Annotated in this window: 18 protein-coding genes and 2 pseudogenes; 3 read left to right on the top strand and 17 right to left on the bottom strand. The window is 63.9% G+C overall.

The features are described 5' to 3' along the window. Nucleotides 1-181 precede the first annotated feature (181 nt). From A5906_RS21350 to A5906_RS21275, 17 genes and pseudogenes are all read right to left on the bottom strand, one after another. Entirely contained in the window at nt 182-1,216 is a 1,035-nt protein-coding gene (locus A5906_RS21350) for a Gfo/Idh/MocA family protein (RefSeq protein WP_080137263.1), read from the bottom strand. Nucleotides 1,217-1,219: 3 nt separating this feature from the next. Beyond that, nucleotides 1,220-2,425, bottom strand: a complete 1,206-nt coding sequence (locus A5906_RS21345) for a class I SAM-dependent methyltransferase (protein WP_080137262.1) — start codon at nt 2,423-2,425, stop codon at nt 1,220-1,222. After that, nucleotides 2,418-3,635 carry a class I SAM-dependent methyltransferase gene (locus tag A5906_RS21340; protein ID WP_080137261.1) on the bottom strand — a complete coding sequence of 406 codons (1,218 nt, stop codon included), beginning with the start codon at nt 3,633-3,635 and terminating at the stop codon, nt 2,418-2,420. The genes A5906_RS21345 and A5906_RS21340 overlap by 8 nt, the downstream gene beginning before the upstream one ends. Before the next feature lie 262 nt (nt 3,636-3,897). Further along, nucleotides 3,898-4,476 carry a WbuC family cupin fold metalloprotein gene (locus A5906_RS21335; protein ID WP_080137260.1) on the bottom strand — a complete coding sequence of 193 codons (579 nt, stop codon included), beginning with the start codon at nt 4,474-4,476 and terminating at the stop codon, nt 3,898-3,900. Beyond that, nucleotides 4,454-5,119, bottom strand: coding sequence for a class I SAM-dependent methyltransferase (locus tag A5906_RS21330; RefSeq protein ID WP_080137259.1), 666 nt, complete (start codon nt 5,117-5,119; stop codon nt 4,454-4,456). Before A5906_RS21330 ends, A5906_RS21335 begins: the two co-directional genes overlap by 23 nt. 25 nt (nt 5,120-5,144) lie before the next feature. Next, complete coding sequence (locus A5906_RS21325; RefSeq protein ID WP_080137258.1) at nt 5,145-5,537, bottom strand: LIC12192 family sporadic carbohydrate cluster protein; 393 nt, start codon at nt 5,535-5,537, stop codon at nt 5,145-5,147. Next, nucleotides 5,530-6,336: a sporadic carbohydrate cluster 2OG-Fe(II) oxygenase gene (locus A5906_RS21320; protein ID WP_080137257.1), complete on the bottom strand. Its 807-nt coding sequence runs from the start codon at nt 6,334-6,336 to the stop codon at nt 5,530-5,532. The genes A5906_RS21325 and A5906_RS21320 overlap by 8 nt, the downstream gene beginning before the upstream one ends. Beyond that, nucleotides 6,333-7,155: pseudogene (locus A5906_RS21315) on the bottom strand (DegT/DnrJ/EryC1/StrS family aminotransferase); the annotation flags it as partial. The gene A5906_RS21320 and the pseudogene A5906_RS21315, both read right to left, overlap by 4 nt. A 1-nt stretch (nt 7,156) precedes the next feature. After that, nucleotides 7,157-7,447, bottom strand: a pseudogene (locus tag A5906_RS44785) (DegT/DnrJ/EryC1/StrS family aminotransferase); the annotation flags it as partial. Next, a complete protein-coding gene (locus A5906_RS21310) occupies nt 7,437-8,543 on the bottom strand; it encodes a DegT/DnrJ/EryC1/StrS family aminotransferase (RefSeq protein WP_080137256.1) in 1,107 nt (368 codons plus the stop codon). The pseudogene A5906_RS44785 and the gene A5906_RS21310, both read right to left, overlap by 11 nt. A gap of 8 nt (nt 8,544-8,551) precedes the next feature. Next, nucleotides 8,552-9,511 (bottom strand): transketolase family protein, encoded by a 960-nt coding sequence (locus A5906_RS21305; RefSeq protein WP_080137255.1) that lies wholly within the window; start codon nt 9,509-9,511, stop codon nt 8,552-8,554. A gap of 10 nt (nt 9,512-9,521) precedes the next feature. Beyond that, complete coding sequence (locus A5906_RS21300; protein ID WP_080137254.1) at nt 9,522-10,370, bottom strand: transketolase; 849 nt, start codon at nt 10,368-10,370, stop codon at nt 9,522-9,524. Continuing rightward, nucleotides 10,345-11,382 carry an aminoglycoside phosphotransferase family protein gene (locus A5906_RS21295; RefSeq protein ID WP_080137253.1) on the bottom strand — a complete coding sequence of 346 codons (1,038 nt, stop codon included), beginning with the start codon at nt 11,380-11,382 and terminating at the stop codon, nt 10,345-10,347. The genes A5906_RS21300 and A5906_RS21295 overlap by 26 nt, the downstream gene beginning before the upstream one ends. Further along, nucleotides 11,379-11,990 (bottom strand): HAD family hydrolase, encoded by a 612-nt coding sequence (locus A5906_RS21290; RefSeq protein WP_245326823.1) that lies wholly within the window; start codon nt 11,988-11,990, stop codon nt 11,379-11,381. Before A5906_RS21290 ends, A5906_RS21295 begins: the two co-directional genes overlap by 4 nt. Before the next feature lie 5 nt (nt 11,991-11,995). Next, nucleotides 11,996-12,997 (bottom strand): NAD-dependent epimerase/dehydratase family protein, encoded by a 1,002-nt coding sequence (locus A5906_RS21285; protein ID WP_080137251.1) that lies wholly within the window; start codon nt 12,995-12,997, stop codon nt 11,996-11,998. Nucleotides 12,998-13,023: 26 nt separating this feature from the next. After that, nucleotides 13,024-14,589 carry a PfkB family carbohydrate kinase gene (locus tag A5906_RS21280; protein WP_080137250.1) on the bottom strand — a complete coding sequence of 522 codons (1,566 nt, stop codon included), beginning with the start codon at nt 14,587-14,589 and terminating at the stop codon, nt 13,024-13,026. 84 nt (nt 14,590-14,673) lie between these two features. Next, nucleotides 14,674-15,699 (bottom strand): SDR family oxidoreductase, encoded by a 1,026-nt coding sequence (locus A5906_RS21275; RefSeq protein ID WP_080137323.1) that lies wholly within the window; start codon nt 15,697-15,699, stop codon nt 14,674-14,676. Nucleotides 15,700-15,861: 162 nt separating this feature from the next. On the opposite strand from A5906_RS21275, the gene A5906_RS21270 reads away from it, so the two are divergent. From A5906_RS21270 to A5906_RS21260, 3 genes are all read left to right on the top strand, one after another. Beyond that, nucleotides 15,862-16,449, top strand: a complete 588-nt coding sequence (locus A5906_RS21270) for an SIS domain-containing protein (protein WP_245326822.1) — start codon at nt 15,862-15,864, stop codon at nt 16,447-16,449. Between the two features lie 12 nt (nt 16,450-16,461). Continuing rightward, a complete protein-coding gene (locus A5906_RS44780) occupies nt 16,462-16,764 on the top strand; it encodes a hypothetical protein (RefSeq protein WP_080137248.1) in 303 nt (100 codons plus the stop codon). A 61-nt stretch (nt 16,765-16,825) separates the two neighbouring features. Further along, complete coding sequence (locus A5906_RS21260) at nt 16,826-18,118, top strand: methyltransferase domain-containing protein (protein ID WP_347337607.1); 1,293 nt, start codon at nt 16,826-16,828, stop codon at nt 18,116-18,118. Nucleotides 18,119-18,329 lie beyond the last annotated feature (211 nt).

The following is an 18,329-nucleotide window of genomic DNA, read 5'->3' as shown; positions in this document are numbered from 1 at the left end:
GGGCGGGGATAAGTATGCCCGGCAACGGTATTGTCCGCCGCACAAGGCCCTTCCCAAGTGGGTCAGCGTGCGGAGGTCCGTCCGGCTTTGACGGACATCTGGCTGAGATCGACGTCCCGGATCGGGCGCGATCCCATCGCCGGAATAATGCCACTCGGTCGCCCGAAAGCGGACGCGATACCTAACCGTTGACCTGCCCCTTCCAGATCGCCTCGGCAAGCGCGATGTCGGCCACCGAATCTTCGCCGGACGCAAGCGGCTTCCTTCGTTCGACGATGTCGGCGACGAATGCATTGGCCTGACGCCGAAACGCCCAGCTGCCTTCGCCTGTCAGGCGCGCGATTTGCCCGTCCCGGCCGATGATGACCTCCGCCTCCTGCTCGGCGAAGGGCGGAGGCAGTTCAATGGTCATCGTGCCCTGCTCAAACTCGATCCTCAGTCCCTCGCGCCAAGCACCTTCGGATCCGTTCGACAATTGCAGCTCACACGCGGCGCCGTCGAAATCGAGCGTAACGGTCGCCGCGCCCGCGATCTCGACGGTGCTCGCAGCGATTGTCGGCGACGATCCAAGGAGGTAGCGCGCGAGGTTGATGATATGGCTGAACACATTCAGAAAGTTGTCGTAGCCGGGCCGTAACGGGCCCGGCATCCAGTCGGGACCGTCCTGCCAGAGCTCGATCCCGTCCGGCCGGGTTTCGCCGGTCATGACGAAGTTGTCGCGCGATCGGCCGGTGTCTCCGCCGAAGCACCAGCCTGTTGCGCCGACGATGCGTCCAAGGGAGCCGTCAGCGCGCAAGCGCGCCAGTTCGGCCAGCGCGCGCGCTACGCCGGCATCGTGGCGCTTCATGTAGCCGATGCTGTAGACGAGGCGCTGTCGCCGCGCGGCTTCGACCAGCGATGTGGCCTGGGCCGTCGTGTAAGCCATCGGCTTCTCTGACAGCACGTGCCGGCCGCTGTTCAACGCGTCCAGCACGATCGGGCCGGTGGCGCGACGCTTCGTCACGACGACGACGGCGGACACTTCGCTATCGGCAAGCAGCTCCCGGTGCGTGCCGTAGACCCGCCCAATGCCGAATTTCTGCGCAGCGGCGGACGCCAGGTCGGGCCGGAGATCGGCGATCGCGACGACGCGACAGGCGGGATTGGCAACGAGATTGGCGAGGTGGCACATCTGGCCGACCATGCCTGTTCCGATGATGCCAATGCCTGGCCTCACTGGCTACGATCCCTCGCGGCGCTTCCGGACGACGAGGAAATGCGCCGGCTGACCCCAGGTGTTGATGAACGCCGAGTCTGACTGGGTGAGGGCGGTGATCGCAGACGCATCGCGCCGCCCGATCGCGCTGAAGATGCGATGAAAACTGTCGAGCGTCGCGGTGATGGCCTCGATGTCGGAAGCGTCGTCGGCGAGAATGTCCGTCGTCAGGATCGTCTCGCGTAGCGCGGCAAGGCTCGCGATCACGCGCGGCAGGCTGTCGCCGAGAGGATCGTCGATCATTCTGTCGACATCGCGCACCAGCATTTCGATCGAAGCCGAAATCGCGCCCACCGCGTCGCCCTGACCGACCAGATACAGCTTCCGTCCGGCGAGGAAGCTCAGGCGGCTACGGTCGAGATGGCGCGTCGCGCGATGCAGCTTCTGGTCCGCCGGCAGGACCTTCTTGTGCCAGTAGATGTCCAGGCTGTCACGATAAGCGGGCCACGCCGAATGGATGTCGAACCCCTGCTCATGCGCCGCCGTACAGAGGGCGGGGGAATCGAGAAAATAGCGGTGGCGGACGAACGGATTTTCGAGCACGTCCATCAGCCAGGATTCGAAGCTGCGGGTGTGCGGAATGCTGTTCCACTTCGCCTCGAACAGCGACTTCGCCGTTTCCAGCGCCGGTCGGCCCGTCAGGGCCTTGCCGGCGGCATGGATCGCCTTGAGCGCGAGTTCGAAGAAGCCGCCATAACGTTCGTAATAGGAAACGACGGCGTAACCATCCGGATTGAGCAGCCGGTGGAAGATGCCGAGCCATTTTTCGCTCGGCTGCACCGTGTAGATGAATCCCTCGGCGTCGATGATGTCGTAGCGGCGCTCGCTGCGAAATCCTTCGACATCGGCCAACGCGAGTTCGCGCAGACGCTCGGTCAGGCCAAAATGCGCGAAGTAAGCCTCAATTTTCGGATGCGCATGCCGGTTCGGTTCGGCGAGCGTCATGTTCGCGCCCCAGCCGGCAAACACCAGGGCGTTCTCGCCGGAATCAGGGCCGAACTCGAGGACCTCGACATCGCGGAACAGTCGCGGAGGCAGCACGAGCTTGTCCAGGAACAGCTCGCGCCGCTGTCTGGCGTATGCGTCGAGTTCGCCGGCCGATTTGAAATTCCCGAACGTCGGCAGGACGTTCTGACGTTCGTAGTAGTTGAAGAGCTTGTCGTCAGCCATGCCGCGTCCCTAGGACCGCCTCGAGCCTGTCCAGCTCGCTCCAGATATCGGAGGGCGCGAAGATGGAGACGATGTGCAGCGGCCGCTTCACGTTCTCGCGCAGCCGGCTGCTGACCTTAGCCTCGTTCTCCTGGTTCACTGCCAACAGGCAGACGAGCGCGTTCGACTTGCCGGCGAGATCACCCGGCGAGCGGATCGGGATCCCAGTGCCCGGCAGGAACAGCCCCTGGCGCTCCTTCTGGTCATCAACCGAGAGGTCAATGAGGTCCGCCAGTTCGTGCGCGTTGGTGAAGGTGCAGGCGCGGCAGCCTGCGCCGTAGATAGCGATCTCGGCGCCGCTGGCGCGGGCCTTGGCGAGAATCGGCCGCAAGCGGGCGCCATACTCCGTCGCGCGCTGGCCGAACTTCTCGCCGACGCCGGCAGGGGCGGGCGGCGGTGTCACGGCATGCGCGGCGCGGCGGGCTGCAATCGCGAGGCTGCCGCCGCTGAAATTATACTTCTTCACCGACACCGCTTCGAAGCCGTGGCGCGCCAGCAGAGCGAGCAGGGTCGGCTCCGTGAAATAGCTGACATGCTCTTCCCAGAGCACGGAGAGGTCGCCAGCCGTCGAGCCGGGTGCGAAATCCGGTACGTCGATGAACAGCAGTCCGTCGTCGCTGAGCGCGATCTTCACGCAGTCGAAGAAGTTCTCGAAATCGACGATGTGCTCGAGCACCTGGCGCGAGACGACGAGATCGAATTTGCCGGCCTGGGCCACAGCGTCGTGACACATCGCCGGGCTGATCATGTCGGCGTAGACTTTAATGCCGCGCTCGCGGGCGATCTTGCCCGACACCGGGTTGGGTTCCACGCCGACCAGAACCTTCGCGCCCCGCTCGCGCAGCTTGTCCATGAACAGGCCGTCGTTGCAGCCGATCTCGAACACGGATTGATGCTTCGAGAATTTCGCGATGGTATCGAGCTCGTCGACCTGGTGAGGTTCGGGCTTCCAGCTGCTGAAATTATAGTTGAACTGCCGATACAGGATGTCGGGATCGATCGGCTTGACGATCTGGGGCAGGCCGCACTCGCCGCAGGCCAGCACCTCGAACGGATACCGTTCGTCCTGCTCGTTTCGGCTGTGTCGAAGCCGATGCGCAATCGGCATCAATCCGAGGTCGATGACCGGTCGCAGGTCGGTCGAATGGCAGAGGCGGCAATGGTCGGTCACGGGTTTGGCTCTTTGCAAGAGTAGTACGAAATCAGCATCCTTGCGTGATACCCAGCTTAGCCGAAGCTAACATTGCGGCACAGGCGGTGCCACAATTCTTAAGGTGCCGGCCTCGCGCTTCACGAGGCCGTCGGCCAACGATGCTGACGATCGTCTGCGACCATTGCACGCCATGCTGTTGCAGCGCTTTCCAAGTCTTCATCGGTTGATTCGTCCTCGATCCTTCACTGCGGCCCAGTCGAGCAGCGATCGCGGGCGACCTCTATTTTCCCGCCAGACGCTTCGCGGCGAGTGCACGGGTCTTCGTCACGTAGTCCTGCACCGCGGCGGTGTCGCTGCCATCGGGCGCCCAATCGGGGAAGGCCGTGCGGGAGGGGTCGAACGGGCCGGCGGTGGTTTCGTGAAACACCAGCCATTCCGAGGTGATCAGGATCGAATGGAAGACCTTTTCCGGCATGCGGTAATAGCAGCGCTTGCCCTGGCCGTAAGGCGCCATCTCGAGCACGTCGCGAATGCCGCCGTCATCCTCGAAGATCACGACCTGCGCGGAGCCCTCGATCACGTGAAACGATTCGGGTTTGCCAAGATGCTTGTGGGGCCGCACATAGGCTTCACGGTGATGCACGATCAGCATCTCGTGCAGCCCGGAGGCGGGATCGGGATGCGTGCACAGCCGGCTGCGCAGGCGCGGGTTGCCGGCCGCGATGCGCTTCAGCTCGCCGATCGTGGCATCGTCCGCGGTGACGATGGCATCGTCCGAATAATAGACTTCCGGATTTTGCGCGCGCAGTGAGGTCGGCGGGCTCGGAAGCGCCGTCTCATTCGAAGAAGATGAACCCATGGTCGCCTCGATAGCCGCATTTGTCATAGATCCATGCCCATGTTTCGGGGCCGTGGAAGCTCAGGCAGGTGAGCTGCCAGTAGAGGAGATTCGCCTTCTCGCGCTCGTTGCGGAACGACTCCACCATCAGATATTTCGAGGCGCCGCGTCCGACCCGTTCGATCTCGGGTACCGCGCGGAAGACGTCCTCGAGCGGGAGGTTGTGCAGCACGCCGAGCGACACCACGAGGTCGAAGCTGTGGTCGGGGTAGGGCAGCTCGACGGCGCTGCCGACCTTCAGGTGCGGCCGCACCTCCTCCTTGGCGTTGGCGATGCCATAGTCGGAGATGTCGATGCCGGCGATCGTTACGTCCGGAACGAGCTGGGTGAACTCGTAGAGCAGATAGCCCTTGCCGCAGCCGACATCGAGCACGCTCATGCCGGGCTTGATGCCATAGCGGTCGATCAGGGTCTGCGCCAGCGGCCGCCACCTTCCGTCATAGCGATATCCGCCATAGCCGTAGCGCCGGTCGCCGTCCCAATAGTCGCGTCCCCATTGCCGGGCGACGGTCGCCGATTCCGCCTTGTCGTGCTCGACCACGCGCTGAACGTAGTTGCGCTTGGTCGACGCGTGCATCGGCTGGAGCAGGTTGACCTCGGCCATGGTCGTTAACCGGATCGCGGCATCGTCACAGGATGGTCGCGAATTTGTTGACGAGCAGGATGTCCTCGACGGCCTGGATGTCCTTCGGCGACGAGAGCGTGATCTCCTCCACGGCGGCGTGCAGATCGCAGCCCTCGCGCAGCACGCGGTCGTAGATCTCCCGCCGCCGTGCTTCGTCGGGCGGCAGCATGAAGATGCTGTAGAGGATCAGGCCGTTGAGGCGAGGCAGCTCGTCCAGGACGTCCTCGAGCACCATGTAGCTGCCGGGCATGATGTGCTCGACGGCGCTGAGCAGGTAGTGAAGGTTTTTCCGCCGCGCGTAGTCGCGGATCACGATGTTCTGGACGTGCTGCGGGGAGCGGCTGCCGTTCAGCGGCCGGGCGCCGATATAGCCGCGATGACCGGCTCGCTCAGCCATGGAAGCCTCCCGGCAGCTTGTATTGCATGCCGACCCGTGTCGCCGGGCGCAGCAGGATCGGCTCGAAGAACTCGCCGAAGCGCTTGTCCGCGTAGGGGGACATGATGCTCTTGAACCGGCAGTTCATGCTCCAGCGCGTGCCGGGCTCCTCATTGACGCGATTGCCGTGCATCAGGGTCTGGTTGAACAGCATCACGTGACCGTAGGGAATCTCGATGAAGGTCGCGTGCGGCTTGATGGTCTTGTACAGCTCCTCGGCGCTGCGCAGGCTCGCCATCCGGTCCTGCATGTCGCCGTTCAGGGACGGCGGCAGCAGATACATCGCCTTGGTGCGGTGGACGTCCACCAGCGGCACCCACACCACGACCTCGAACGGCGAGTCGCCCGACCAGACATCGGAGTGCGTCGCGAGCAGCGAGGAATCGTCGCCGGGCATCTGGATGCTCAGATTGACGCGGCGCTGCATGCAGAGCTCGTTGCCGACGATGGTCTCGATCGTCGAGCGCGCCAGGCGGAAATAGGTCGGCCGGAACCAGGGCTCGGCGTTGAGGCCGTTGAAGACATGCAGCCGCAGGCCGTTGAGATCGTCGACGCTGACGCGCGTATGGATGCTGTCGAGCATCGCATAGGGATCGTTGCTGTGCGGCAGCTTCAGATAGTCCGCCGCGAGCTCGGCGGCGCGCCGCTGGATCCGGTCGAGCCCGGGGCGGTCGTCGGCCGGCGTGGTGACGAAGCCGTTGTCGATGAAGCGTTGCGCCAGCGCCTGCTCATCGGCCTGCAGGAAGTCCGTATCCATCATGCAAAATACTCCCGGGCGGCCGCGCAGATATAGCTGATATCGGCGGCCGAGAGGAACTGGTTGATGGGAAGGGTGAGGATCTGGTCGGCCTGCCGTTCGGTCACCGGAAACGCGCCGAGCCCGTGACCCAGATGCGCCGCCGCCGGCTGCAGATGGATCGGGACCGGATAGTGGATCGCGGTCTCGATGCCCTTGCCGGCAAGATATTTCTGGAAGTCGTTGCGGCGGTCCGTCTGCACGACGAAGGTGTGGAAGGTGTTGAACTCGATGTTGCGGCAGGGCGGAATGAACAGCGGCAGGCCCGCGAGCTCGGTGCGGTATTGCGCGGCGTTGCGCCGCCGGCGTTCGATCACGGAGGGCAGGTGACGCAAACGGATCCGCAGCACCTCGGCCTGCAGCGTGTCGAGCCGTGACACGAGGCCCCATTCCTGGACGTCACTGCGGTTGATCAGGCCGTGATTGCGCAGCCGGCGGATGCGTGCGGCCATCTCGGCGTCGGCGGTGACGAGAAAGCCGGCGTCGCCCGCGGCATTGAGATTCTTCAGCGGATGTGCGGAGAAGCAGCCGAACGTTCCGATGGTGCCGCTCATGCGCCCGTCATAGGTCGAGCCGATCGCCTGCGCGCTGTCCTCGATCACGGCGAGAGCGTGCTTGCTTGCGATCGCCATCAGCGGGGTCATGTCGGCCATGCGCCCGGTCAGATGCACCGGCATGATCGCCCTGGTGCGCGGCGTGACAGCGGCCTCGGCTGCGGCCGGATCGATGTTCTGGTCCGGCAGCACGTCGGCAAACACCGGCGTGGCGCCGACCGCGATGATCNGGTCGAGGCCACGAACGAATTCGGCGGCGTGATAACCTCGTCGCCCGGGCCGATATCGAGCGCCCGCATCGCGAGGATCAGCGCGTCGGTGCCGGAATTCAGCGTCACCACATGCGGCGAGCCGAGATAGGACGACAATTCCTCCTCGAGCTTGCCGACCGCCGCCCCGCCGATGAAGTCGCCGCGCTGGAACACGCCTTCCACCGCCTGCAAGATCTCGGCGCGCTCTTCCTCGAATTGAGCGGGAAGATTGACGTAGCCGATCCGCCGGCGGCCGGTGTCAGCGTCCATGGCAGAACTTCCGGACGGTCTCGATGACGCGGTCCTGCTGGGCGCGTGTCAGGTGCTGATCGACGGGGAAGCTGATGACTTCCTTGGCATGGCGGTCGGTGACCGGAAAAGTTCCAGGGGCGTAACCGAGATGCTTGAGGCCTTCCTGCTGATACAGCGGGATCGGATAGTGGATCTTCGCCTCGATGCCGTTGTCCAGGCAGTACTTGTAGAGCTCGTCGCGGCGTTCGGCGAACACCATGTAGAGATGGTAGACGTGCTTCACGTTGGGCCGGCGCGGCGGCACGCGCAGGCCGGGCAGGCCGGCTAGGCCCGCATCGTAATAGGCCGCATTCTCGATCCGGCGGCGCGTGATCTCGCTGGTCTGTCCGATCAGCCAGTTGCCGACGACGGCCTGCAAGGAGTCGAGCCGCGAATTGCAGCCGAGGATCGCGATCTCGTCGCGGTTCTTCATGCCGTGGTTGCGGATGAGGCGGAGCTTCTCGTTCATGCCGTCGTCATTGGTGACGACGACGCCGGCATCGCCCCAGACATTGAGGTTCTTGAGCGGATGCAGGGAGAAGCCGGCCGCGATGCCGTGGGTGCCGGAACGCTTTCCCGCGAACTCGGAGAGGATCCCCTGGCAGGCATCCTCGACGACGGGGATGTTGTGGCGCTGGGCGATCGCCATCAGCTTGCCCATGTCGGTGACCTCGCCGGTCAATTGCACCGGCATGATCGCCTTGGTCTTCTCAGTGATCGCCGCCTCGACATAGTCGACGTTCATGCAGAACGAATCGTCGCAGTCGACCAGCACCGGCGTCGCGCCGGTCTCGGCGATGGCGCCGACGGTGGCGATGAAGGTGTTGGCGGCGGTGATGACCTCGTTGCCATGGCCGATGCCGAGCGCCTTGAGCGGCAGCTTGAGTGCATCGGTGCCCGATCCCACGCCGATGGCATGACGTACGCCGATCAGCTCGGCGAACCGCTTCTCGAATTCGGCGACAGGCTTGCCAAGGGTGAAGTCACCGGTGGCCACCAGGCGGCCGATCTCGGCGAGGATCGGTGCGGGATCGGCGAATTGCTCGAGCAGATAGGAATATCGAACGTCGTACATGTGGCCCGTCAGGTGGAATGAAGTTGAGGAGTGGAGATGCGCGACGCCGCGAGCGCATGCTCGATCGAGGTCGCAATGGCGTTGGCGGAGAGTCCGTGCTTCTTCAGCAGCGAATCCTGCGAGCCGTAATTGTGCATGAAGCGATCAGGCAGCGACAGCCGAAGCATCGCGGGCAGGTTTGATCCGAGCTTGTCGATCAGCGTCTCGGCGACCGCGCTGCCGAGACCGCCGGAGGGGACGTGCTCCTCGAGCGTCGCAACGAGCCTCGTACCGCGGACGGCCTGCAGCAGCGCCTCGGTGTCCAGCGGCTTCACCGTGTGCATGTGCAGGATGCCGGCGCGGACGCCTTGCGCGGCCAGCAGGTCGGCTGCGGCGAGCGCCCGCTGAAGCATGATCCCGGTGGTCACCATGAGGACGTCGCCGGGCGGCCGCATCAGGATGGCCTTGCCGATCTCAAAGCCGTGGTCGGCCTTGGAGACGACGGCGTCGCCGCCCTTGCCGAGCCGGATGTAGATCGGGCCCTTCCAGTCCAGCGTCTGCTCCATCATGCGCGCCGCCTCGTCGGCATCGCACGGGCAGATCACCGTCATGTTCGGCAGCGCCCGCATGATGGCGATGTCCTCGATCGCCTGGTGGGTGGGGCCGAGCGGCGCATAGACGAGGCCGCCGCCATTGGCGATCAGCCGCACCGGCAGATTGTGCAGGCAGAGATCGACCGCCACCTGCTCGTAGCAGCGGCGCGTGAGGAATGTCGCGATGGTGTTGACGTAGGGGACGAAGCCCTCCATCGCGAGGCCGGCCGACATGCCGATGATGTGAGCTTCCGAGATGCCCTCGATCAGGTGGCGCTTGGGAAACTCCTTGCTCATCGCGCGCAGCGTGCCGGCACCGGGATCGGAGCCGATGTAAAGCACACGCTCGTCGCGCGCGGCGAGCTTGTGGACCATGTTCATCGCCGTGTTGCGCATGGGGAGCCGATCAAAAATCGCCGACAGCAACGCGAATGGCGTCGAGCTCGCTGTCGGTCAGCTTGTTCTTGTGATGCCAATCGGCGTTGGATTCCGCAGCCGGAAGACCCTTGCCCTTGACGGTGTGGCAGATGACGGCGGTGGGTTTGCCCGCAACGGCCGGGACCTGCTTCAGGACGTTGCGCAGGGCGCCGACGTCATGGCCGTTAACCTCCTGCACGGCGAAGCCGAAGCTGCGCCACTTGTCCGCAAGCGGCTCCAGCGGCAGCACGTAGTCGGTGGGCCCGTAGCTCTGCAGCTTGTTGTAGTCGATCAGCGCAACCAGGTTGTCGAGCCCGTGCTTGGCCGCGCCCATCGCAGCTTCCCACACCGATCCCTCGTTTATCTCGCCGTCGCCGAGCAGGACGAAGGTCCGGTAGTTGCGCTCGCGCATGCGTGCGGCAAGCGCAAGGCCGACGCCGATCGAGAGGCCATGTCCGAGCGCGCCCGTCGATGCCTCGACCCCCGGCACCATGCCGTATTCGGGATGGCCGCCCAGGATGCTGTCGGGGCCGCAAAAGCCGTCCAGCTCCGACAACGGGAAGAAGCCGCGATCGGCGAGCAGCGCGTAGAGCGCCAGACAACCGTGTCCCTTGCTGAGGATGGCGCGGTCGCGATCGCGATCGCGCGGGTTCTTCGGATCGATCCGCAACACGTCGTCGTAGAGCACGCGGACCATCTCGATCAGCGACAGGGCAGGTCCGACATGTCCGCGTCCCGCGGAACGGACAGAACCGAGGACCAGGCGACGCAGATAGAGACTGCGCTCGTCCAGCGTGCAGGTGAGGGCGGCTTCAGCGTGGGGTGAGATCTGGATCACGTTGGCAAATCGCTTGATGGAGCCGGCGGGCTTTGTCGAGCTGACCTGCAAGGCGGACCGTCAGATCGCCTCCTTGCGCAGCCAGAGCGCGCCGGGAGCGGCTTTCCGGCAAATAAGCATTCAGGACAATCAGGCACCAAATCGCTCCAAACAGAGGATACAGTACGTCTCGGCGGACCGCAAACGCGTCATCCCTAGCCGCAAAAGCTTGCGTGAGGCGTTCGATCAGGCGATTCGCGTCCTTTGCAGGTAGATCGCTGCCGGGGTGAATAGCGGTGTCGGATAGTAGTTTGACCGGATCGTCCCAGCCGAAATATTCGAAGTCGATGAATCGCAGGCGGCCATCTTCGCCGCGCAGCGCATTGTGCAGTCCGAAGTCGGACGGACTGAGTGCGCGATGCGCGGGCGCGAGATCTGCCGCGGGATCCCGGCCGAGTTCCGCATAGCGCAGTCGCAGCTTCCGGATCGCGATGGACGTGCTGGGTACCAAGTTGCCGTCGATGAAGGCGCGCAGGTCCGGATGATCATCCGAGGCCCGCCGCAGCCCGTCCAGGCGCTGCTCGTACTGGGCGATCGCCTCCTCGGGCGAGAAGATGCTGGCCGACGCGTTTCGCAAAGTCTGCGCGCCGTCCGCGTTGCGTAGTTTCTGCAGCGCGATCAGGAAATCCGCCAGTTGATCGGCATCGTCGCCCTGGGGGCGCAGCACCGCGGCTTCGCCGTCGAACCATTGATACAGCGCGCAGAACGCATCCGAATCCTTTGCGATCGGGCGCGGCGTCGACATGATGCCGTGACGCGACAGAAACGACAGCGCGTCGTATTCCTGGCCCAGGCGATCGCGCCCGTCGGACGGATAATGCTTGAGGGCGAGGGCCGGTCCCTTTGCCATCTCGAGCCGAAACACCCTGTTGTTGCCGCCGGAGCGGGCCGGTTGGACGGCCGCGACCGGGGCGCCTGCCAGACGGCTGCCGATCGCCATCGCGTCCGCTGCGCTGATGTCGGGCTCGCTCATGCCGCAAACACCTCGTCGCGGATGCCGGCCCATGTCGCGATCGGCTTGCAATGTTCGGGGTGCGGGCGCTGCGAGCGCGTGAACAGAATCGATCGCGTGCCTTTCGGGAAATGCGGCTGCTCGAAGACCTCGACGAGATCGTCAATGAAGACGTCGAGCTCCAGGCTCGCGAGTCGCTCGACCTTGGCGGCCATGCTGTCCTCGAAATAGACGTCGGCGGCAGCCACCGCCGCATCCGCAGCGTCGATCAGCCCGGTGCCACGGAGCCAGCCCCGTGCGGCTTCGCGCAGGTCGGTGTGATCGGGATCCTGATGACCGAACCGGGTCTTGTGGCTGACGATGTGCACCTTCGCGCCAGCCTGTCTGCACGCCGCCAGGAATTCCCGCACGCCCGGATAGATTTCGGCACCTCCGATGCCCTTGCCGTAGACGAAGCCTTGCAGGCCTTGCCAGGCGAGTTCGCCGCCTGCGCGGGATCGCAAATAGTCCCGCACATCGTTCTTCAGCCCCTCCCAGCCCTCCGGCACCAGGTCGCGCTGACGCGCCGCGGCGGCAAAGACCTTGTCGTAGCAGATGATCGTGTTGTCGAAATCGATGCCGATCCGCACGCCGCTCACTTCAGGCTGATGTTCTGCATCATCTTGATGTTGAAATACCTGGGGTCGTTGAGCGAGTTCGGCAGACGGCCGTTCTTGAAGGCGTCCACGAGTCCGGAGACGGCCTGCTCGATCGTGTGCGTCGGCGCAAATCCGAGCTCGCGGCGGATCTTCTCCGAGGATACGTGATACGAGCGCAGATCGTCGGTCGGCTCGACGGCCACGTCGACGTTGTTTCCGACCACCGACTTGACGATGTCGGCGATCTTCATCAGCGAGTGGTTCTCGTAGCCGATGTTGTAGGTCTTGCCGTCGATCTTCGCGTCGTCCTGCTGGAGCAGGAACAGATAGGCGGCCGACATGTCCTGGATATGCAGGTTGGGCCGCTTCTGCGATCCGCCGAACACGCGGATGCGGCCGGTATTGACCGCAAGGTTGGTCAGGATGTTGACGACGACGTCGAGCCGCTGCCGCGGTGCGTAGCCGCAGACAGTGGCGGGGCGCACGGTGCAGGTGACGAAGCCGGACACGGCCTCGTCGGCGAGGTCGGTCTCGCACATCGCCTTGAACTTGGAATAGTCCGTGAGCGGTTCGCAGGACAACTCCTCGGTCACCTCGGCTTCGTCCTTGATGCCGTAGACGCTGGACGAGGACGCATAGATGAACCGCTTGATGCCGGCCTTCTTCGCGGCGCGCACCATCGGCCGGAAGCAATCGTAGTTGATGGACTTGCCGAGCGCCGGGTCGAGTTCGAAGGAGGGGTCGTTGGAGATGCAGGCGAGGTGGATCACCGCATTGTTGCCGCGCAGGGCCTCGTTGATCGCGGCCTCGTCGCGGATGTCGCCCTTGATCAGGCGAAGGTTGGGGTTGTCACCTACGGCGTTGAAGACGTCGTCGCCGTACATGAAGAGGTCAAGCACGGTGACCTTGTGGCCGGCCGCCAGCAACTGGGGAACCAGCACGCTGCCGACATAGCCGGCGCCACCGGTGACCATCACGTTCCATTTCTGATCAATCACTGTCGTTCTCCAGATTTTGGGGCGCGCTACTTCAACAACGCGGTGACGAACTTGACCAGCGGCGCCTTCTCGACCGAGCTGCGATGACCGACGATGCCGACCTTGATCGCGCCGGCCGCGTTGCCGATGAAGGCAACGTCCTCGATGTTGCCGCCGGCGGCCACCAGCGGCGCCGTGATCGTCAGGAAGGCGTCGCCGGCGCCGACCGTGTCGACCACGGTCTTGGTGAAGGCGGGCACGCGCGCGACCCCGGACTTGGCCGAGAAGGGGTAGCAGCCGAACGAGCCGTGCGTGATGATCATGTTGTCACAGTCGATCTTGCCGTGCAGACCGTTCTCGATCACGGAGGCGATGTCGTTGAACTTGTCGGTCGCTGCCAGGCGCGCTTCCGGCGCGTCGATGCAGATGTAGTCCGCCCGCGGGTATTTCGTGACCAGATTGTAGCCGTGGTTTCCGCTGTTGCTCTGGGCATTGACCGCCAGGAATTTGGAATTCGCAATCAGCGTGTCGATCGTGCTGGACGCGATCATGCCGTGGCCGAAATCGGTGACGATGACCACGTCCGCGCCGCGTACGCGCTCGGCGGTGACCCGGTCGATCTCCTGCCGCTGCACCTCGCTGACCGGCGTGTCGTTCATGGTGTAGACCTCGAACAACTTGTGCAGGTAGCCGAGCTCGACATAGCGGAGCTTGCGGGTGGTCGGGCGGTTCTCGACGCGGATCGGCGTCAGCGTGACGTTCGGGCGGATATGCGCGCGGAGGAATTCTTCCGGATAGTCCTCGCCGCCAAGCGTCGTGACGATCTCGACCGACTTGCAGAAACTCGCGACATGGTTCGCCGCCGCGATCACACCGCCGGCGAATTGCTCCCGGTTCTTGAACAGGGTCGCGACGATGTTCTCCTTGGACGCTTTTCCGAGCGCCGTGACATACTGGTACTCGTCGATGATGGTATCGCCGACCAGCACGACGTGCATGTCTTGGATCTTGTCGATCAGCTTCAGCAGGCGTTCGGCGCCACCGCCTTCGCGCACCTTCTGGAGGTAGTCGCGCAGCGGCGGATCGTAGATGTCGAAGTAGCGGTTCAGCAACGACGACGAACTAAAGGTCACGTCGCGCGTGAAGACGATTCGCCCGCCGTGACGCTCGACGGCGTCGCGCTCGGTCGCAATCTTGCCGGTGACGTCGTCCTCGGGATTTTCGTAATCCGAACCCTTCACGTAGATGTCGGGGCGCACGGTATCGAGGACAGGCTCGGCGCTGGTGGTCCGGTTGATGCCGACCCAGTCGACTGTGCCGAGCGCGGCCAGCATCTCGGCGCGCATATTCTCCGGAAAGATTGGCCGACCCGGGCCCTTGTTGACGAAACAATCGGCGGTGATGGTCACGATGACCACGTCCGCCTCGTTGCGCGCCGCCAGGATGTGCCGGACGTGACCCAGATGCACGAGGTCGAATACGCCGTGGCAGAGCGCAACGGTGCGGCCCTCGGCCTGCGCGGCGCGCGCGATCGCTCCCAGTTCCTCGAGCGACTTGATCTTCTGGTGCGGCGCCGGATGGACCGCCGCCTTGCCTGTCGGAGTATGACCCATGTTGATTACCCAAAGTGCCGGCCGGCATCAGCCGGCCGGTCCGAATTTGATCGATTCGCGGACGACGATATCCGGCGAGCCTGTTCAATAGCTTGCGTTCGGCTTGCCGGACGCCGCATCCTTGTCGTCGCCGAGATATTTGAACCAGTCCTTGGTGGCGTCGGCGATCTTGTCGACCGTCCACAGCGGAGCATCCTTGTACTGGTCCATGGACTTCAGCATCGTCGCGACGCCGTCCTCGAACTTCACCTTCGGCGTCCATTTCAGGATACGCTTGATCTTGGTGATGTCGGCGTAGGTGCAGTCGGGCTCGCCGGGGCGCTTGGGAATGTGGACCTTGTCGCCGCCGAGCAGTTCGACCAGCCGGTTGACGCTGTAAGTGTTGTCCGAGCCGACGTTGAAGATCTCGTGCGAGACGTCGGAGCGTGCAGCCGTGACGAAGGCGTCGGCGACATCGCTGACGAAGGTGAAATCGCGGGTCTGCTCACCGTCGCCGACCACCGTGAAGGGCTTGCCGGCGAGCTTCTGCGCCATGAACACGCCGAACACGGCGCCATAGGTTCCCGTGGTGCGATGGCGTGGCCCGAACACGTTGAACAGACGGAGTGCCACTGCTGGAAGCTTATAGACCTGACACCAGTGCATGACGCACTGCTCGCCGAGATTCTTGGTGAGAGCGTAGGGATACATCGGCCGGATCTCGGCGCTCTCCGGTGTCGGATAGACGTCGGGAATGCCGTAGCAGGACGACGACGCCGCATACACGAAGCGGCTCACGCCCGCCTGCCGCGCGGCTTCGAGAACGTTGACAGTGCCGTCGACATTGGCGCGGTGATACGGGATGGGTGATTCGATCGAAGGAACGATATCGGCGAGCGCCGCGAGGTGGAACACCCAATCGATACCGTTGAAATACGGGCTGATCGATTCGCGGTCAGTGACGTCGGCCCGCACGATCTTGAGTCGGCTCGATTCGGCGTGCGACGACAGATTTTCGGAACGCCCGATGACGAAGTTGTCGAGTGCGATCACTTCGTGGCCGTCATCGAGGAGGCGATCAACGAGGTGACTGCCGATGAAGCCGGCGCCGCCAGTGACGATGCATTTCATGAGGAACATCCGTGGCGCGAATGCCCTGCGGGCGTCGCCAATGTTGAGTGAAACCCTGAAGCCGACCAACAGTCGAATCGTAGCTTTTGCAAGTTTTATACCTTTGCAATCCCTAGTAATAGCCGGTATCAGAGCGTCATGTTGCAGACGAGCCGCCAGCCTATGCCCGCCGAGTCTCTCGATCCCGACCACAAGACTTTCCTCGACGACTATGTCGGGCGCCTTCATCGCGCGACCGCGATTGACGACGGCATTTTTGCCAGCATCTCCGCCACTCGCACGGCCTGGTTGCGCTCGCGCGAGCAGGGCGGTCGCGTCCTCTTCATCGGTAATGGCGGTTCGGCCGGCATCGCCTCGCATCTGGCGATCGACCTGGCAAAGAACGCATCGGTGCCTGCGCTGTGTTTCAGCGATGCAAGCATGATGTCGTGCCTTGCCAACGACTACGGTTTCGAGGACTGGATCGCGCACGCCGTGCGGCTGAGCGCCCGTGCCGGCGACTGCCTCGTCGCGATCAGTTCGTCGGGCCGCTCGAAGAACATCCTGAATGCAGTTGCGCAGGCGCGCACGATGAAGCTCGGCGTGATCACGCTGTCGGGCATGAATGCGGACAATCCGCTGCGCAATCTCGGCGACGTCAATTTCTGGGTGGACAGCCGCAGCTACAATATCGTCGAGACCACGCACCAGTTCTGGATGATGGCCGCGATCGACCTCGTCATCGGTCGGGCGGAATACCCGGCGTCCTGAGGCGGGCATCCGATGCAGGCGCGGTTCAAACATGCGGTCCTGTTCTCGGTGAAGCTGCCGCTGTCGATCGCCGTGCTGGTTTACATCGCGCGTGGTCTCGGCCTGCTCCGATTGCGCGCCCATCTCGTTTCCGTCAATTCCTTCCTGTTCATTCCCGCTGGGGCCGCCAACGTGATCGTCGGTCTGGCGGGCGGGGTGATCTGGCTGGCAAGTCCGGAGCGGGGTTCGTATTCAGCCGACAAGGCAGCGCAGGCTGCCGACGAATCGCCGGACTACGAACTGGCGAAGGTCAGGGAGGTCTCGAGCCACCCTTGACTCTCTTGAACCATTGCCGTCGATCTGATCTTCACAGAGCGGGATTGTCCCGCTCGCTCGCATGTCTCCGTTTTCCGGTTCTATGATGCAAAACCTGTTCTACGTCCGTCATACCTGCCGCCTCTGTCATTCGGACAAGCAAGAGCTGGTCGTTCCGATGGCCGGCATGCCCATTGGCACGCCCAACTTCCAGGTGCCGAACGCCAGCGTCGAGGATCCCGTCTTCCGCGCCGCAGTGCCGATGGCGCTGCATCTGTGCAGGGATTGCGGTCACCTCCAGATCCTCCATGTCGGTAATCCGGAGGTGCAGTACCGCAATTACGTCTATACCACCTCGCTCTCGCTCGGCCTGCGGGAGCATTTCGCAGGTTATGCCAACGACGTCGTCAGCCGCTTCGGGATCGCGCCGGGCTCGCTGGTCGTCGAGCTCGGCAGCAACGACGGATCGCTGCTCGGCTTCTTCAAGGAGCGGGGCATGCGGGTGCTGGGCGTCGATCCCGCCGTCGACATCGCGCGGCGCGCGACGGAGGCGGGGATCGAGACCATCGGCGATTTCTTCACCGACGTGATCGGTCACCGCATCCTTCAGAGCCACGGCCCGGCCAGCGTCGTGATCGCCAACAACATGATCGCCAATGTCGACAATCTCGATCCGCTGGTGATCGGGGTTCGCGACGTGCTGGCGCCGGACGGATTGTTCGTGTTCGAGACGCAATATGGCGTCGACGTGACTGAGAAGAACCTTCTCGACACCGTCTATCACGAGCATCTGTCGTATTTTAACATCAAGCCGCTGATCCGTTTCTTTGCCCGGCTCGGCATGGAGCTGATCGACGTCCAGCACATCTGGACCAAGGGCGGCTCGATTCGCGTGACCGTGCAGCGCGCCGGCGGGGCCAAGAAGCCGTCGGCGGACGTCGCGCGGTTCGTGGCCGAGGAAGAGCGGCTCGGTGTCGATCAGCCGGCCTATTATGAGCCCTATGTGAAGCGGATCGCCGCCATCCGCGACGAACTGGTCGCGATGGCCGATGCCGCCCATGCGCGCGGTCAACTCGTCGCCGGCTATGGCGTTTCGGTCGGCACCACGACGCTGCTGCCGCAGTTCGGTCTGGAGAACAAGATCGACTTCCTGGTGGACGACGATCCCAAGAAGGCCAACGTAATGGCCGGCCCGGGCTACGACATCCCGATCCTGCCGCCGGCCGCGCTGTACGAGCGCAAGCCGGCCTTCGTCGTCGTCTTCGCCTGGCGCTATGTCGACCCGATCCGGGCCAAGCATGCCCGCTATTTCGCCGAGGGCGGAAAGTTCGTGGTGCCGCTGCCGGGCATTGCCATGGTGGATCGGGCCAACTGACGGGGCCCTCGGGGGGCCTTCCCGGGGAGGGCGCCTTGCAGGCGGTGGATAAGTCCTTGATCCACATGACCTCTGCACGGCCATCCGGGGGAGGGCGGCTCGCCCGCGCGAGTCCTCTATATCTTGACCTTTGGTCCCATCCGCAGTAGATACCCCGCACTCGCAGTCGGCCCGTTAGACGCGGATTTCCGGCGCGGCTTTAAATCCCCGA

Source organism: Bradyrhizobium sacchari (assembly GCF_002068095.1).
GTDB lineage: Bacteria > Pseudomonadota > Alphaproteobacteria > Rhizobiales > Xanthobacteraceae > Bradyrhizobium > Bradyrhizobium sacchari.
This window is presented reverse-complemented; position numbering and strand designations above follow the sequence as displayed.

Bases quoted from the DNA above. Each gene is read 5' to 3' on its own strand.
- A5906_RS21345 (WP_080137262.1), bottom strand. From the start codon at position 2,425: ATGGCTGACGACAAGCTCTTCAACTACTACGAACGTCAGAACGTCCTG.
- A5906_RS21335 (WP_080137260.1), bottom strand. From the start codon at position 4,476: ATGGGTTCATCTTCTTCGAATGAGACGGCGCTTCCGAGCCCGCCGACC.
- A5906_RS21330 (WP_080137259.1), bottom strand. From the start codon at position 5,119: ATGGCCGAGGTCAACCTGCTCCAGCCGATGCACGCGTCGACCAAGCGC.
- A5906_RS21325 (WP_080137258.1), bottom strand. From the start codon at position 5,537: ATGGCTGAGCGAGCCGGTCATCGCGGCTATATCGGCGCCCGGCCGCTG.
- A5906_RS21320 (WP_080137257.1), bottom strand. From the start codon at position 6,336: ATGATGGATACGGACTTCCTGCAGGCCGATGAGCAGGCGCTGGCGCAA.
- A5906_RS21310 (WP_080137256.1), bottom strand. From the start codon at position 8,543: ATGTACGACGTTCGATATTCCTATCTGCTCGAGCAATTCGCCGATCCC.
- A5906_RS21305 (WP_080137255.1), bottom strand. From the start codon at position 9,511: ATGCGCAACACGGCGATGAACATGGTCCACAAGCTCGCCGCGCGCGAC.
- A5906_RS21295 (WP_080137253.1), bottom strand. From the start codon at position 11,382: ATGAGCGAGCCCGACATCAGCGCAGCGGACGCGATGGCGATCGGCAGC.
- A5906_RS21280 (WP_080137250.1), bottom strand. From the start codon at position 14,589: ATGGGTCATACTCCGACAGGCAAGGCGGCGGTCCATCCGGCGCCGCAC.
- A5906_RS21275 (WP_080137323.1), bottom strand. From the start codon at position 15,699: ATGAAATGCATCGTCACTGGCGGCGCCGGCTTCATCGGCAGTCACCTC.
- A5906_RS21270 (WP_245326822.1), top strand. From the start codon at position 15,862: ATGCCCGCCGAGTCTCTCGATCCCGACCACAAGACTTTCCTCGACGAC.
- A5906_RS44780 (WP_080137248.1), top strand. From the start codon at position 16,462: ATGCAGGCGCGGTTCAAACATGCGGTCCTGTTCTCGGTGAAGCTGCCG.
- A5906_RS21260 (WP_347337607.1), top strand. From the start codon at position 16,826: ATGTCTCCGTTTTCCGGTTCTATGATGCAAAACCTGTTCTACGTCCGT.